Below are 12,264 nucleotides of genomic sequence, written 5' to 3'. Positions count from 1 at the left end.
TACCCTGATGAAACTGCAGCAGTTGCAGGCCTTCGTCGCCGCCGCGCATCACCGCAGCCTGCGCGCCGCCGCGCGTGAACTCGGCGTCACGCAGCCGGCCGTCACGCATACGATTCGCGAACTGGAAAGCGCGCTCAATGCGGAGTTGATGGTGCGCAGCGTGCGCGGCATTGAGCTGACCGCGTGCGGGCTCGCGCTGTTGCCGCGCGCCGAACAGTTGCTGGGCGACATGCGCCGCACCGTCGAGGCCGTCGAGCAGGTGAAAGGAGAACTGGCCGGCAAGGTCAGCGTCGGCACGATGCCATCGCTCGCGCTGACGGTGCTGCCGCATGCGGTATCGAGCTTTCGCCAAAAGATGCCGCTCGTGAGTCTGCATCTGGAGGAAGTGACGGTGCCCGATGGGCTCGCGCGTCTGCGCAACGGCACACTCGATCTCGCGGCGATCCATCACGTTCAGGCATTGGATAACGATCTGGTACAGGTGCCGCTGTACTCGACGCAGTTCGTCGTCACGATGCGCGCGGGGCACCCGCTCGCGAACGTCACGCGTCTGTCCGAGCTGCTCGACGCCGAGTGGATCGTCACGGTCGGCGCCGATCACTTCCCGCACAGCGTGATGATGGCGATGTTCAGCGCGCATGGTCTGCCGCTGCCGAAGCGGCTGCTGCGCGCGCCGTCGTCGTTTGCGGTGACGCTCGGGCTCGTATCGCAGACCGACGTGATCAGTTGCTTCACGCGGCCGCTCGCGCAGCGGGTCGCGCCGCTCGGCATTCGTGTCGCGCAGATCGAAGACGCGCTGCCGAACTACGATCTGAGCATCATCTCGCGACGCGATCTGCTGCCGACGCCGGCCGTACAGCAGTTCGTCGCGTGTTTGCGGCAGGTCACGCGGGAGCGGATGGCGGCCGTGCAATAAGGCCGCGTGACTGCGTTACGCGCTCATCTGCTCCTTGAGCACTGTGATCAACTCGTGCCCCGCTTGTTCGAGCGTGCCGGAGTTGTCGATCGTCGTGCAGCGCACGCCGGCCGGCAACGCAAACGGCGCACGCCGCGCAAGCCGCGCCGCGACCTGCTCCGACGATTCGCGCGCTCGCGCGCCGAGCCGCGCTTCGAGAATATGCGGCGCGGCGCTCACGTGCACCACTTCCGCGCGTGGATAGCGTGCGAGCGCATGCTGCAGGTACTGACGCGAGCCGTTGACGACCACCGTGCAGCCGCGCGCGAGCCACGCATCGAGTTCGATGCCGATGCCATAGCGCAGCGAATGGCTCGACCATTCGAGCGCGAACAGGCCCAATACCGAGCGTGCGGCGAACTCCTCGACGCTCAGTGCGACATGCACTTCCCCATGGCCGCTCGGCCGCGTGATGTAACGATGCGCGAACACGACCGGCTCGCCGGCGAGCCGCGTGCGCGCGAATTGCAGCAGCGAATCCTTGCCCGCGCCAGACGGGCCCATCACATAGATCAAACGCCCATTCATTGGCTGCTCACCTCGTCTTGCTGCTTTTCCTTGCGATCGCCGTGTTGCGCGCCGTCGCTGAAGGGCAGCGGCTGCCACAGCACGAACGGCTTGCCCGGCGCCGGCTCGACGAACAGCGCGGCCTGATCGACCGCGAGCGGCCCGAGCGCAGGGGTGCGCTCACGCCACCATGCGAGCAGCGTCGCGCGCTCGTCGGCATCCGCTAGCGAGCTGGACAGCGTCATATGAAAACGGAACTCGTCGAACACGTACGGGTAGCCCCATTGCAGCAGCAACGCACGTTGGCGTTCGCTGAGCGGTGCGGCGAGCCGGCGCTCGAGATCGGCCGCAGACGGTCGCGCGCGCAGCCCATCTAGCGACTCCAGCGCGTTCGACGCAAGCTCGCGAATGCGCGTCTCGCCATTTGCATCGGCCGGTCGCAGCGCGACGAAGTCGCCCAGCGTGGCCGCTTCCACCGGCAACGCGAACGGCTGTTGCGCGAGCGCCCACGCGCGCGCGGCCGCAAGCACGTCGTGCTGCGTGATACCGGCGCCGAGCCGGAACGGGGCGACCAGCGTACCATGCCAACCATAGCGGCGCGGCGAGTCGGTCAACGCGGCGAGCGGGCGCGTCAGGCCAGGCGGCTGCGGCTGCGCGCAGCGCTCGCCGCTTTGCGCATCGCGGCCGAGCCACGTCGAGCCGGCCTGCCACCACGCCGATTCACCCGACGGCGCGTAGTACAGCGCGAAGCGCGCTTCATCACTCCATGCGGGGCCGCTCACAGGTCATGCTCCACGAGCAGTTGCACACGGTCGGCCGCGAAATGCGTGAAGCCGTATTTGACCGGCGTGCCGTGCAAATCGACGTCGACGTTCTCGACCCACAGCACCGGCTGCTGACGGTTGATGTTGAGCCGCCGCGCGACCTCCGGCTCGGGCAGCACGCTGCCGATGCGGCTCCACTTGCGCAGATAATCGTCCACGCCGAATTCGGCCAGCGCCTTCGTCGTGCCGCCGAGGCGTTGCACGACTTCCGGCAGCTCCGGAAAACGCGCGGCCGGATACCAGCTGCGCGCGAACGTAAGCGGCACACCGTCGGACTCGTGCAGCGATTCGATCCGATAGACCGCCGCGCCCGCGCGCAGACCCAACGCCTTCGCGACGCTGGGCTCGGCTTTCACGCGCGCGCCCGACAGCATCGTGCCGCCGGGCGCGTGATGTTGTTGGCGCAGGTTTTCGGTGAAACGCGTACGGCGGCCGATCGAATAGTCGATCGCGCCAGGCTGTACGAAGGTGCCGCGCCCCTGCTCGACGCTGACGAGGCCGAGCGCGGCGAGGCCGAGCATCGCGCGACGCACCGTGTGACGGTTGACGTCAAAGCGTTTCGCCAGCTCACCTTCGCTCGGCAGCCGCCCTTCTTCCCCGAATCCGCTTGCCGCGATCTCGGCGGCGAGAATCTGTTCGATCTGTCTCCAGACGGCCACGCCTGCGCCGCGTTCGAGCATCGTGGCCGGCGCCGCGCTGTCGTTCGATGTCATGGTGCTGTCATTCCCTTCGGTTCAAATGATCGCCATGTCGTGCATTGTAGTGCGCAAGCCGTGATGGAAATATGAAACGTCCGCCGCGCACGACAGTTGAGACAACTACGCCTGTAAACGTCTAGACGTTTAGATGAATAGATGCTCCAATGTCCACTCGCTGGATCAACAGGAAATCCGATGAGCCCGAGTTCCGTTCCGCCCTCTGCGCCGTTGCCTGCCGTGTCTTCGGCGGCGCGGCGCCCCTGGATGGCCGTGCTGGCCCGCACGCCGCGCGCCGACCTCGAAGCCGCGCTGCAGCACGCGCTGCAAGGTCACCCTATCCCCGCCTACGACTGGCTGCGTCCCCCTGAAATCGGCCTCGCGATGGTGCGCGGGCGCATCGGCGGCAGCGGCGATCCGTTCAATCTCGGCGAAGCGACGGTCACGCGCGCCACGCTGCGCCTTCGTGCCAGCGGCGACGCCGAGGCCACCGTCGGCGTGGCCTGCCACTTGGGACGCGACCGCCGGCGCGCCGAACTTGCCGCGCTCGCCGATGCCTTGCTGCAGATGCCGGAGCATCACGACGGCCTGCATCGTCAATTGATCGAGCCGTTCGCCGCGCAACAGAAGGCACGGCGCGCGCAACAGCAGCAGGACGCCGCGGCGACGCGCGTCGAATTCTTTACGATGGTGCGAGGCGACTGATGGAACATTCACCGATTGCATTGTCCACCCTGACGCCGGGTTTCGCGGACCCGGTCCACGATACCCAGGCCGTGTTTCGCACGCTGCTCGACGCGTTGTCGCGGCCCGGCACGATCGGCGTGATCAGTGACGTGCTGCCCGAGTTGCGCAATACGCCGGTCGAACCCGCTGCATTCGCTGCGCTGCTGACGCTCTGCGACTACGCGACACCGGTCTGGCTCGCGCAGCCTGATACCGCGCTCGCGTCGGCGTTGCGTTTTCATACCGGCGCGCCGCTCGTCGATGCGCCCGGCGACGCCGCATTCGTCTATGTGCACGATGCCGACGCGTTGCCGTCGCTAGAAAGCTTCGCACCCGGCAATGCCGAGTCCCCCGAGCAATCGGCCACGCTGCTGATCCGCGTCGACGCGCTGACGGGCGGCGCCCCGGTCACGCTGAGCGGCCCCGGCATTCTGGAGACCCAAACGATTTCGCCGGCCGGTCTTCCCCCACGGTTCTGGCAAGAGCGCGCGATGCTCGCGCCGCTGTTTCCGTGCGGCATCGACTGTTATCTGGTTTGCGGCCCGCGCGTGATCGGCTTGCCGCGCGCAACTGAAGCGAAGGTGAACTGATGTACGTTGCCGTCAAAGGTGGAGAACGCGCGATCGAAGCGTCGTGGCGTCTGCTCGACAAAGCGCGCCGCGGCGATACGCGGATCGCCGAACTGAGCGTCGCGCAGATTCGCGAGCAGTTGCGGCTCGCGGTCGCGCGCGTAATGACCGAAGGCTCGGTCTACGACGAGGAGCTTGCCGCGCTCGCAATCAAGCAGGCGGCCGGCGATCTGGTCGAAGCGATCTTCCTGTTGCGCGCGTATCGCACCACGTTGCCGCGCTTCGGCTATACGCGCGCGATCGATACCGAAACGATGCAGGTCGAGCGACGCATCTCGGCGACCTTCAAGGACTTGCCCGGTGGCCAGTTGCTCGGCGCGACCTACGACTACACGCAGCGTCTGCTCGATTTCGCGTTGCTCGCCGATGGCGACGACGCGCGGCAGCGCGTGACGCAAGGCAATGCGCCGCTCTCGCAAGAGCCGCCCGCGCCAGAAGCGATGCCGCGCGTTGTCTCGCTGCTCGACAGGGAAGGCCTGATCGAACAGGAGCGCCCAACACCGGATGGCGGGGAACCCGGCGATCTGTCGCGCGAACCGCTCGCGTTTCCGGCGAGCCGCGCGACGCGTCTGCAGAACCTCGCGCGCGGCGACGAAGGCTTTCTGCTCGCAATGGGCTATGCGACGCAACGCGGCTACGCGCATTCGCATCCGTTCGCCGGCGAGATTCGGTTCGGCACGATCGCGGTCGAAATGGACCTCGACGAACTCGGCGAAGCGGTCGACATCGGCGATATCGATGTCACCGAATGCCAGATGATCAACCAGTTCGCGGGCAGCAGCGCGGTGCCGCCCACCTTCACGCAGGGCTACGGTCTCGCGTTCGGCCACTCGGAGCGCAAGGCGATGGCGATGGCACTGGTCGATCGCGCGCTGCGTGCCGAAGAACTCGGCGAGACGCTCTCGTCGCCGACGCAGGACATCGAATTCATGCTGTCGCACAGCGATAACGTCGAGGCGTCGGGCTTCGTGCAGCACCTGAAGCTGCCGCACTACGTCGACTTCCAGGCGGAGCTGGAACTGGTGCGGCGCTTGCGCGCGCAGCACCACGGCAACGATGAATCAGGCAATGCCACCGACAAGGAGCAAGCAGCATGAACGCGCCCGACACCGCCGTTGCAAACACCTCACACGACAGCGCCGCGCACGGCTACAACTTCGCGTATCTCGACGAGCAGACCAAACGCATGCTGCGCCGCGCGCTGCTGAAGGCAGTCGCCGTGCCGGGCTACCAGGTGCCGTTCGCATCGCGCGAAATGCCTCTGCCGTACGGCTGGGGCACCGGCGGCATCCAGGTGACGGCCGCGATCATCGGCAAGACGGACACACTGAAAGTCATCGATCAGGGTTCCGACGAAACTACGAATGCCGTCAACATTCGCCGCTTCTTCGCGCGCACCACGGGCGTGGCGACCACGCGGCACACGAGCGAAGCGACGATCATCCAGACCCGGCACCGGATTCCCGAAACGCCGCTGACCGAGCGGCAGATCCTCGTCTATCAGGTGCCGATGCCCGAGCCGCTGTTCCGGCTCGAACCGCGCGTCGCCGAATGCAAGAAGCTGCACGCGCTCGCCGATTACGGGCTGATCAGCGTGAAACTGTACGAGGACATCGTGCATCACGGCAGCATCGCGACCACGTATGACTACCCAGTGATCGTCAATCATCGCTATCTGACGTCGCCGTCGCCGATCCCGAAGTTCGACAATCCGAAGATGCATATGAACGCCGCGCTGCAACTGTTCGGCGCGGGCCGCGAGCGCCGCATCCACGCGATTCCGCCTTATACGCCGGTGCGCAGTCTCGACTTCGACGATCATCCGTTCGAAGTGCAGAAGTGGCAGCACGCGTGCGCGTTGTGCGGATCGAAGGAAAGCTTTCTCGACGAGATGATCGTCGACGACGCCGGCACGCGCATGTTCGTGTGCTCGGATAGCGACTACTGTCACGAGCGGCGCGGCGACGGCGAGATCGAACCGCAAGCACCACTGCCCCGCGCCGAACGCGAAGGAGAATCCGCATGACGCCGCTTCTGAGCGCCCGCGCGCTCACCAAACAATACGGCGGCCGCAACGGTTGCCGCAACGTGAGCTTCGATCTGTATCCCGGCGAGGTGCTGTGCATCGTCGGCGAATCGGGCTCGGGCAAGACCACGCTGCTCAACACGCTGGCGCTGAAGACCGAGGCCGATAGCGGCGCGCTGCACTACGCCGCGTCGCACGGCGACCTGCTCGATCTGCGCGCGCTGTCGGAGCCGCGCCGCCGTCTGCTGATCCGCACCGAATGGGGCTTCGTGCAGCAGAACCCGCGCGACGGCCTGCGCAGCGGCGTATCGGCCGGCGCCAATATCGGCGAGCCGTTAATGGCGGTCGGCGCGCGCCACTATGGCGAGATTCGCCGCACGGCCACGCAATGGATGGAGCGCGTCGAACTCGACCCAGCGCGCATCGACGAATTCCCCGCTGCGTTTTCGGGCGGTATGCAGCAACGTCTGCAGATTGCGCGCAATCTCGTCACCGGTCCGCGTCTGGTGTTCATGGACGAACCGACCGCCGGTCTCGACGTGTCCGTGCAGGCGCGTCTGCTCGATCTGCTGCGCACGCTGACGTCGACGCTGCATCTGTCGGTGCTGATCGTCACGCATGACATCGGCGTCGCGCGTCTGCTCGCACATCGGCTGATGGTGATGCAGGCGGGCGAAGTCGTCGAAGCGGGTCTGACCGACCAGGTGCTCGACGATCCGCAGCACCCTTATACGCAAACGCTGGTTTCCTCGGTTCTGCCGGTTTGAGGCTCACAATGCAATCCACTGAGGTAGTAATTGATGCGGGCAGCGCGGCACGTCACGCCGAGCGCGCTTTCGCCGACAACGCGGCGCTGATGCTGCGCGCCACCGGCATCGGCAAGACTTTCACGCTGCACGGCCAGGGCGGCGCGCGAATCGACGCGCTCGCGAACGTATCGCTCGAAGTCGAGCGCGGTGAATGCGTGGTGCTGGTCGGGCCGTCGGGCGCGGGCAAAAGCACGCTGCTGCGCTGCCTGTACGGCAACTATCTGGCGAGCACCGGCTCGATCGCGATTCGCGACACCAGCGATCAGGGCCGGCCCGTCACGATCACCGGTGCGGAAACGCGTGACGTGCTGCGTCTGCGCCGTAGCGTGGTCGGCTATGTGAGCCAGTTTTTGCGCGTGATTCCGCGCGTGCCGACGCTCGCGCTCGTCGCCGAGCCGCTCGTGCTGCACGGCATCGCAGAACCCAAAGCAAACGCGCGCGCCGCTGAATTGCTCGCGCGGCTCAACGTGCCGGAACGTCTGTGGTCGCTCGCGCCCGCGACGTTTTCGGGCGGCGAGCAGCAGCGCGTGAATATCGCGCGAGGTTTGATCGCCGAACATCCGCTGTTGCTGCTCGACGAACCGACCGCTTCGCTCGATGCCGAAAACCGCGACGTTGTGGCCGATCTGATCGTCGAGGCGCGCGAGCGCGGCGCGGCGATCGTTGGTATCTTTCACGACGAAGAGACCCGCAACAAGGTCGCGACGCGCCGCCTGGAATTGCGGCCGCCACTGCGGCATTAAATTGACACCAGTCCCGACTGACTACGGAGCAAGTCGATGTTGATCAGCAACGCTCGCATCGTGACGCGAGATGAAGAATTCATTGGCACCGTCCGCGTGGAGGACGGCGTGATTCGCGACGTCGAACGCGGCGCGAGTTCGGCGCGCAACGCCGAAGACTGGGACGGCGATTATCTGCTGCCCGGTCTGATCGAACTGCATACGGACAACCTCGAGAAGCACCTCGTGCCGCGTCCCGGCGTCGAGTGGAATACCGACGCGGCTTTCGTGATCCACGACGCGCAAGTGGCCGCGGCCGGCATCACGACGGTATTCGACGCGCTCGCGATCGGCTCGCGCTCGAGCGTTGGGCTGCGTAACCGCCACGTGCAAACGCAATGCGCCGAGTCGCTGCTGCGGCTGTCCACGCGTCGACTGCTGCGCGCCGAGCACTTTCTGCATCTGCGCTGCGAGATCGCGACCGCCGACGTGCTCGAGGTATTCGATTCGCTGTGCGCGCATCCGCTGTTGCGGCTCGCGTCGGTGATGGACCATACGCCGGGACAGCGCCAATGGCACGACCGCGAGCAATGGCGCCGCTTCCAGGAACGCAACGGCAAGATGAGCGACGAACGTGTCGCGAGCACGCTCGCCGAACTCGCGGTCGAACAGGAGCGTTACGCGGATGAGCATCGCCGCGAGATCGTCGCGCGGTGCCGGCGGCTCGGCATTCCGGTCGCGAGCCACGACGATACGCTGATCGAGCACGTCGAACAGGCGAAGGCCGAGGGCATCGTGCTCGCCGAATTCCCGACCACGCGCATCGCCGCGCAAGCCGCGCGCGAGCACGGCATCGCCACCATCATGGGCGCGCCGAACATCGTGCGCGGCGGCTCGCATTCGGGCAACGTGTCGGCGCTCGAACTCGCGCGCGCCGGTCTGCTCGACATTCTGTCGTCGGATTACGTGCCGTCGAGCTTGCTGACCGCGGTGTTCGATCTCGTCGAAAAAGCGGGCTGGTCGCTGCCGCGCGCGATGGCAACGGTCTCGGCCGAGCCGGCGCGCACCGCCGGTCTCACGGACCGCGGCGCGATCGAGCCGGGCTTGCGCGCGGATCTCGTGCGCGTGACGATGCTCGACAGGCTGCCGGTGCCGCGCGCGACTTATCGCGGCGGGGTGCGGATCGTTTGAGTGGGTCGCGTCACGCGGTGGGCTCCTCCTCGCACCCCTCGGTCGCATCGCGCGCGGCATGCGCCTGCGCGAGCTGCGCGTGGGCAAGCCGCGTCTGCTCGGCCTGTTCGTGGAGCCGCATGGCGAGCAGATCCTGATAGCGCAGATACGCGCAACGGCCACCCGATTTCGCCGCATACATCGCCGCATCGGCGTTCAGCAGCAGTTCCTCGGCATTGCCGCTGTCGTGCGGGAACTCGCTGATGCCGATGCTCGCGCCGACCGTCATGCTATTGCCGTCGACGCTCAGCGTTTCATTCAGCGCATCCATGATGTGCTCGGCGATATCGGGCGTGATCTGCGCCGCGCGCTGCCCTTCGATCAGCACGATGAATTCGTCGCCGCCGAGCCGCGCAACCACGTCCCCGGCACACAGCACGTCCTTCAGACGGCGCGCGACCGCGACCAGCACCTTGTCGCCAACGGAGTGCCCGAACTGATCGTTGATCTGCTTGAAGCGGTCGAGGTCGACGAACAGCACCGCGAGGCCTTCGCGACGGAACCTTGCCTCCTCGATCGCGTTCTCGAGCTTCTGCATGAACAGCATGCGGTTCGGCAAGCCGGTCAGCACGTCGTGCGAGGCCAGATGCACGAGCTCGCTCTGCTTGCTGTGCAGCGCATCCATCTGCCCGCGGATTTCACGGCGCAAACGCTCGAAGCAGCGCGCGAGCACGCCGATTTCGTCGGTGCGTTTGAGCGGCAACGTGTGCATCGCGTGTTCGGCGAACAGATGCGTCGCCGCATGCGCGAGCTGATGCAGCGGCTTGGTCAGCGCTCGCGCGAACAGAATGGCCAGCAGTACCGACAAAGCGCTGAACACCAGCACCATGCGAATGATCCGCGTGCCGAGCTGATTCGCGCCGCTCAGCACGTCTTCGAGCGGCTTCGCCAGACCGAGCACGATGAAGCGATTGCCCTCCGAATCGCCGAACGGCCGCCGCACGAACGCGAGCACGCGCCCGTGCGCCTCATCGGGCCGCGCGAGACCATTGACGAGCACTTCGCTGCGCCGCTGCTCGAACAGCTGCCTCGTGACCGGAAAGCTGTCCTGCATCAGCACGCGCCGGCCGCGGTCGAAACCGAAGGTCTTCGACGCGTCGGGATGGACCAGGAAGTCGCCCCACTCGTTCGCCAGATAGACCTGGTAGTCGCTCGGCAGATCGCTCTGCAAACGCCGCAGCATGCCGGCCAGATCGACGTCGATCACCACGACGCCGACCACGGTGCCGCGCGCATCCGCGATCGGCGTGCCCAGACGCAGCGTCGGCCTGCCTTGCGCGGCATGCGTGCCGTATTCGTGATTGATCGAAATCGGCGAGGTGTAGATGCGTCCCGCCGAAAATGCGAGCGTTTCGAATACGTAGGGAAACTGAGCTTTTTCCTGTAAATCGTCACCCTGTACACGCACGAGGCCGTCGCTGTCGCGATCGAAACGGATCAGCTCGAGCCCGTGATGCTGCCGCGTGATCAGCCGCACCTGCAGATACTCCGGGTGGTGCAGCATGAAGCTCGAATACACCTGCGCGAGCCGCTCGCGGCCCTGGTTCGGGCCGATGCCGTCGTCGGTCTGCGCGACGCTCACCGATGACGGCATCGTCGCCAGCACGAGCGCGTCCGCCGCGACGTCGTCGATCGATACCGCGATGCGCTGGCCGAGCAGCTCCGTCGAAGTCTGCAGGCTACGCTCCGCTTCGTTGACCAGCATCGTGCGATTCGCGCGATACGCGTAATAGCCGGTCGCGCCCGACGCCAGCACGCCGATGCACGCGAGCAGCACGGATAGCTTGAAGGTCAGGCCGCGATGCAGCATCAGAAGCGCTCCGAACGGTCGCCCGACACGATGCGGGTCCACAATCGCTCGCGCCGGTCGATATCCTCGACCGGACTGATCCAGACGATGTGCGCATTGGGGTTGCCTTCGGCCGGCTCGGTCAGCGTATTCGCGAGCCCCTGGCGCTGCGTCAGCAGCGCGCTCACGCTCGGCTCGAGCATGTAGTTGATCCACGCGAGCGCGAGCGGCTGGTCGCTCGCCGCGCGCGTCATCGACCAGCAATCGAGCCACGCGAGCGCGCCTTCGTCCGGAATTACATAGCCGACGTCGGCGCCCGCGCGCCGCAGCAACTGCACCTGCTGCGTGCCGTAGTTGCCGAACATCAGCGCGACCTTGTGCTGGATGAAGAACGCGGTCGCCTCCTCGGGCAGCGTGTAGTAGGTCAGCAGATTGCGGCGCAGATCGACGAGCTTGTGCGCGATCGTGCGCAACTGCGCGGGGTCGAGCTGAAACGGATGCGGATAGCCGAGCGCGAGCGCGGCGAACGAGAAGTTGTGCTGCGCGCTATTGAAGTCGAGCACCTTGCCGCGATAGCGCGGGTTCCACAGTTCGAGCATCGAATGCGGCGCCACCGGAATCTGCTTGCGATCGTAGATGAGGCCCATCGACGAATAGGTGAACGGAATCGCGTAGACCTTGCCCGCCGACGTCAAGCCGCCGATCGAGCCGAGCGCCTGAAAACGCGGCAACTGCTTCTTCGTATTGGGTAGACTCGCGAGATCGAGCGGCGCAAGCAGATTAGCCTGCGTATAACGACGGATTTCGGCGGTGTTGGCGGCGAGTACGTCGAAAGGCGGCTCGCTTTTGCTGTGCATCTGCGCCCACAGCGCCTCGTCGGAATCGACGAGCGTAACCTCGACCTTCGCTCCGTAGCGTGCTTCGAACGCCTTCACGACATCCGGGTCCGCGTAGCCGGGCCATGCGAGGACGTGCAGCACTTTGTCGGCAGCCGCGGCTGGCGTGGCCACGGCAAAACTCGCGCACAGCAGTGCGCCTGGCAGTACCTGCAACGCGCGGGGCAAAACGTCGCACCAAAATCCGGATACGCCAATCGATGTAAATCCCGATGTAATTCTCGACAAAAAGCCGACATAAAAACGGCGCTGCAATAATGCCGCGCGAACGCGCGTGCCGACGCTCGCGATTTGTCGCTTGAAAGTCTGTTTACAACAGCCTGTTTGATCCGCCTTGAACGACATCGTGCGCATGAATAACACCGTTGAGCAGAAAGGCCTTTTGATCTAGCGCAAATGCGCGGCATTTGAATCTTCACGGCTGTCCGACGATTTGCTTCGATGCGATCCGCGCCT

The 12,264-nt window shown here is 65.8% G+C and carries 13 protein-coding genes; 8 read left to right on the top strand and 5 right to left on the bottom strand.

From position 1 onward, the window contains the following. Positions 1-7 precede the first annotated feature (7 nt). Positions 8-916, top strand: coding sequence for a LysR family transcriptional regulator (locus ACLFKU_RS21155; protein ID WP_410850348.1), 909 nt, complete (start codon positions 8-10; stop codon positions 914-916). A gap of 15 nt (positions 917-931) precedes the next feature. On the opposite strand, the gene phnN is transcribed toward ACLFKU_RS21155, so the two are convergent. From phnN to phnF, 3 genes are read right to left on the bottom strand one after another with little or no spacing between them, the layout of a single operon-like run. Continuing rightward, the gene (gene phnN, locus ACLFKU_RS21150; protein ID WP_368587114.1) at positions 932-1,483 is read right to left on the bottom strand and encodes a phosphonate metabolism protein/1,5-bisphosphokinase (PRPP-forming) PhnN; all 552 of its coding nucleotides are present in this window, start codon (positions 1,481-1,483) and stop codon (positions 932-934) included. Continuing rightward, a complete protein-coding gene (locus ACLFKU_RS21145) occupies positions 1,480-2,244 on the bottom strand; it encodes a DUF1045 domain-containing protein (RefSeq protein ID WP_410850347.1) in 765 nt (254 codons plus the stop codon). The genes phnN and ACLFKU_RS21145 overlap by 4 nt, the downstream gene beginning before the upstream one ends. Continuing rightward, positions 2,241-2,999, bottom strand: coding sequence for a phosphonate metabolism transcriptional regulator PhnF (gene phnF / locus ACLFKU_RS21140; protein ID WP_410850346.1), 759 nt, complete (start codon positions 2,997-2,999; stop codon positions 2,241-2,243). The genes ACLFKU_RS21145 and phnF overlap by 4 nt, the downstream gene beginning before the upstream one ends. 180 nt (positions 3,000-3,179) lie before the next feature. Here phnF and phnG point away from each other — a divergent pair, with 180 nt between their 5' ends. Genes phnG through ACLFKU_RS21105 form a run of 7 tightly spaced genes read left to right on the top strand, consistent with a single transcriptional unit; the run spans position 3,180 to position 9,084 of the window. Further along, a complete protein-coding gene (gene phnG / locus ACLFKU_RS21135) occupies positions 3,180-3,686 on the top strand; it encodes a phosphonate C-P lyase system protein PhnG (protein ID WP_410850345.1) in 507 nt (168 codons plus the stop codon). Further along, the gene (phnH, locus tag ACLFKU_RS21130) at positions 3,686-4,297 is read left to right on the top strand and encodes a phosphonate C-P lyase system protein PhnH (RefSeq protein WP_410850344.1); all 612 of its coding nucleotides are present in this window, start codon (positions 3,686-3,688) and stop codon (positions 4,295-4,297) included. Before phnG ends, phnH begins: the two co-directional genes overlap by 1 nt. Next, positions 4,297-5,433, top strand: coding sequence for a carbon-phosphorus lyase complex subunit PhnI (locus tag ACLFKU_RS21125; RefSeq protein ID WP_410850343.1), 1,137 nt, complete (start codon positions 4,297-4,299; stop codon positions 5,431-5,433). The genes phnH and ACLFKU_RS21125 overlap by 1 nt, the downstream gene beginning before the upstream one ends. Continuing rightward, positions 5,430-6,362 carry an alpha-D-ribose 1-methylphosphonate 5-phosphate C-P-lyase PhnJ gene (locus ACLFKU_RS21120; protein WP_410850342.1) on the top strand — a complete coding sequence of 311 codons (933 nt, stop codon included), beginning with the start codon at positions 5,430-5,432 and terminating at the stop codon, positions 6,360-6,362. The genes ACLFKU_RS21125 and ACLFKU_RS21120 overlap by 4 nt, the downstream gene beginning before the upstream one ends. Continuing rightward, a complete protein-coding gene (gene phnK / locus ACLFKU_RS21115) occupies positions 6,359-7,129 on the top strand; it encodes a phosphonate C-P lyase system protein PhnK (protein WP_410850341.1) in 771 nt (256 codons plus the stop codon). Before ACLFKU_RS21120 ends, phnK begins: the two co-directional genes overlap by 4 nt. 8 nt (positions 7,130-7,137) lie before the next feature. Further along, entirely contained in the window at positions 7,138-7,914 is a 777-nt protein-coding gene (gene phnL / locus ACLFKU_RS21110; protein ID WP_410850340.1) for a phosphonate C-P lyase system protein PhnL, read from the top strand. Positions 7,915-7,950: 36 nt separating this feature from the next. Next, positions 7,951-9,084, top strand: a complete 1,134-nt coding sequence (locus tag ACLFKU_RS21105; protein ID WP_368587123.1) for an alpha-D-ribose 1-methylphosphonate 5-triphosphate diphosphatase — start codon at positions 7,951-7,953, stop codon at positions 9,082-9,084. 10 nt (positions 9,085-9,094) lie between these two features. On the opposite strand, the gene ACLFKU_RS21100 is transcribed toward ACLFKU_RS21105, so the two are convergent. After that, positions 9,095-10,933: a diguanylate cyclase domain-containing protein gene (locus ACLFKU_RS21100; protein WP_368587124.1), complete on the bottom strand. Its 1,839-nt coding sequence runs from the start codon at positions 10,931-10,933 to the stop codon at positions 9,095-9,097. Beyond that, complete coding sequence (locus ACLFKU_RS21095) at positions 10,933-12,162, bottom strand: extracellular solute-binding protein (protein ID WP_410850339.1); 1,230 nt, start codon at positions 12,160-12,162, stop codon at positions 10,933-10,935. Before ACLFKU_RS21095 ends, ACLFKU_RS21100 begins: the two co-directional genes overlap by 1 nt. Between the last annotated feature and the right edge of the window lie 102 nt (positions 12,163-12,264).

The organism is Paraburkholderia sp. EG304 (genome assembly GCF_046543485.1).
Classification (GTDB): domain Bacteria; phylum Pseudomonadota; class Gammaproteobacteria; order Burkholderiales; family Burkholderiaceae; genus Paraburkholderia; species Paraburkholderia youngii.
This window is presented reverse-complemented; position numbering and strand designations above follow the sequence as displayed.